This is a genomic window from Hyalangium sp., from assembly GCF_035629615.1.
Classification (GTDB): domain Bacteria; phylum Myxococcota; class Myxococcia; order Myxococcales; family Myxococcaceae; genus Hyalangium.
The window spans coordinates 1-2,188 of the sequence record NZ_DASPHO010000538.1 but is presented as its reverse complement, the minus strand read 5'-3'; the positions used below and the strand labels follow the sequence as shown (position 1 = coordinate 2,188).

At 64.6% G+C, this 2,188-nt stretch carries 2 protein-coding genes; both read right to left on the bottom strand.

The annotated features are described in order from the left end of the window. A partial coding sequence (locus tag VD972_RS27310) for a hypothetical protein (RefSeq protein WP_324991686.1) occupies window positions 1-1,078 on the bottom strand: 1,078 nt, incomplete at its 3' end. A gap of 110 nt (window positions 1,079-1,188) precedes the next feature. Further along, a partial coding sequence (gene hslU, locus VD972_RS27305) for an ATP-dependent protease ATPase subunit HslU (RefSeq protein ID WP_324991685.1) occupies window positions 1,189-2,188 on the bottom strand: 1,000 nt, incomplete at its 5' end.

Sequence of the window (2,188 nt, the reverse complement as noted above, 5' to 3'; positions counted from 1 at the left end):
AGTGCCAGCCCAGGTGATAAGTGAGCTCCGGCGAAAGCGGCCCCAACTGAAGCGCTCGCTCGCTCAAGGCCTCGGAGTCATCGATACGTCCCATGGCCAACAGGAACCGTGCGTAGGGCGGATACACCTCAGGCAACCCGGGCCCGAGCACCAGCGCGCGACGGTACTCCGCTTCCGCGCCGCGCCAGTCCCGATCGAAAACGAAGCGAATGTTTCCCAGTATCGCATGCGCCACGGCCAGCGTGCTGTCCAGCTCCAGAGCACGAGCGACGGCCTCCTTGGCCATGGGCGCCGCGATAAGTGGCGATACCGCCTCCAGGCCGCCACGCCTCATGTACGCCTCAGCCAGTGCGGCATGGGCACGGGCAAAGGTTGAATCGAGCCGCACCGCGTGGCTGAGATGCGCTACAGCCCGCCGGTTGCTGCCGGGGCTGAGCCGTTCCAGCTCGTAGCGTCCGGCCAGGTAGGCGTCGTATGCCTGGAAGCTGGCAGTAGGACTGCGTGGGCGCCCGGCAGGATCGCTCTGGACCGGGATGCGGAGCGCGGCGGCCACCGCATCGCGGATCTCATTCTCGATGTGGAAGAGCTCGCTTGTCTCGCGCTCGTAGGCCTCGGACCACACGTCGAACCCCTCCTCCACATCCACCAGGCGCGCCGTGATCCGCAGACGATCGTCCGAGCGGCGAACACTACCCAGCAGCACCGTGGCGGCGCCCAGCCGCCTGCCTGCAATGCGAGGATCTCCGCGCACCTGGCGGGGTGCGAAGGCGGAGGCGCGTGCGCTCACCTGCAGCCCGCTCACTTCCCCGAGCGCCTCTATCAGCTCCGCGGCTAAACCGTAGCCCAGGTAGTCGTCGGCCACATCGGGGCTCGTGTTGATGAACGGCAGCACTGCGACAGATGCCGGCCGAACGGCAGACTGAAGCGGCTGATCGCGCCTGGGGGAGGTGGCCCGAAGCCAGAAGCTGACCACGAGCAGCGACAGAACGGCGGCGCTGAAGACTGCCCAGCGGGGAGGGATGCGTTGCTGGAGCAGTTTCCGCGGTGGGATGCGCTCGGAGCTCGGAATGGCGGACATTCCCGAGTATAGGCCCGCCTGCAGCCCGGGGCCAGCAGATCGTAACCCATAGACAGGGGCGGCAGGTACGGCTACCCGACGATCCTGTCTACCTCAGGGCTCGATCCGCACTAAAGAATGTAGCGCCTCAGATCGTCATCGCTGATGATCTTGATCAGCCGCTCCTTCACGTCCTCGGCATTGAAAACAATTTTCTTTTCGGGATAGTCGGGCAGCTCGAACAGGACGTCCTCCATCAGTGCCGCCATGACCGTGTGGAGCCGGCGCGCACCGATATTTTCCATCCGGTCATTGGCCATGAAGGCCACGCGCGCCACCTCCGCAATCCCGTCCACGGTGAACTCGAGCTCGGCCCCTTCCGCAGCCACCAGAGCCTGATACTGCTTGGTGAGGGCGTTCTCCGGTTCGGTCATGATCCGGACGAAGTCCTGCTCTGTGAGGGATTGGAGCTCCACCCGAATGGGAAATCGGCCCTGTAACTCCGGAATGAGGTCGGATGGCTTGGAGACGTGGAACGCACCGGCGGCGATGAAGAGGATATGATCGCTTCGCACGTAGCCATACCGGGTCTGCACCGTCGAGCCTTCGACAATGGGCAACAGGTCGCGTTGCACCCCTTCCCGGGAGACGTCCGGCCCGCCGCCCTGCCCTCGCTCGCCCGCGATTTTGTCGATCTCGTCGATGAAGATGATGCCGTGGTTCTCGACCCGGTCGAGAGACTCGTTCACCACGTCGTCCATGTCCACCAGCTTCTTCAGCTCCTCGTCCACCAGGACACGGCGCGCCTCGGGCACCTTGACGGTGCGGCGCTTCTTCCGCTTCGGCAGCATATCCTGAAGCATCTCGGTGAAGTTGATGTCTGCACCCTCTATGCCTTGAGGAGGCTGGATCAGCTCCATCATCGGATAGCCCTGCTGCTGCACCTCGACCTCGACCTCGCGGTCGTCGAGACGACCATCGGCCAGCATTTCCCGCAGCTTCTCGCGTGAGCGCTGGCGCCGCTCCTCCTCGGGGGTCGCGACGTGCTCCGGCTTAGCCTGTCCGCTCGACGACACCACGAAGACCGAGGAGCTCTCCGCCCCATGCTTTTCCGGCCTTTCTGCCTTTTCG